Annotated in this window: 1 protein-coding gene; it reads right to left on the minus strand. The window is 65.8% G+C overall.

Annotation, left to right across the window (positions count from 1 at the left end; all coding sequences use genetic code 11):
• A partial coding sequence (locus EN869_RS33865; RefSeq protein WP_135916140.1) for an FCD domain-containing protein occupies window positions 1-336 on the minus strand: 336 nt, incomplete at both ends.

Here is a 336-nt window from a genome sequence, read left to right on the forward strand (position 1 = left end):
CAACCTGTGCTCGCTGAAGTCGTCGCGCTGAACGCCGCTGCCGTCATTCGCCATCTGCCGGTACCGGTAGGCGTGGTCGGAAAGCTGGTCGCAGAAACCCACCAGCCAGTGCGACCGGCACGCCGAAATCAGCACACGGTGGAAAGTGCGGTGCAGCTTCTCCCACTCGGCATTGACCGATGCGCCATCCTGCGGAGTGAGACGCGAGGCGCGCCCCAGGCGATGCAGCGCTAGCACCAGCTGTTCTTCCCATTCTGGGGTGCGGTGGGCGATGGATTCGCGCAGCGCCCGCTCCTCCAGCCAGCAACGGGTGCGCGTCAGTTCCTCCAGTTCGGC

Origin of the sequence: Mesorhizobium sp. M2D.F.Ca.ET.226.01.1.1 (assembly GCF_004022705.2) — a bacterium.
In the GTDB taxonomy this organism is placed as follows: domain Bacteria; phylum Pseudomonadota; class Alphaproteobacteria; order Rhizobiales; family Rhizobiaceae; genus Mesorhizobium.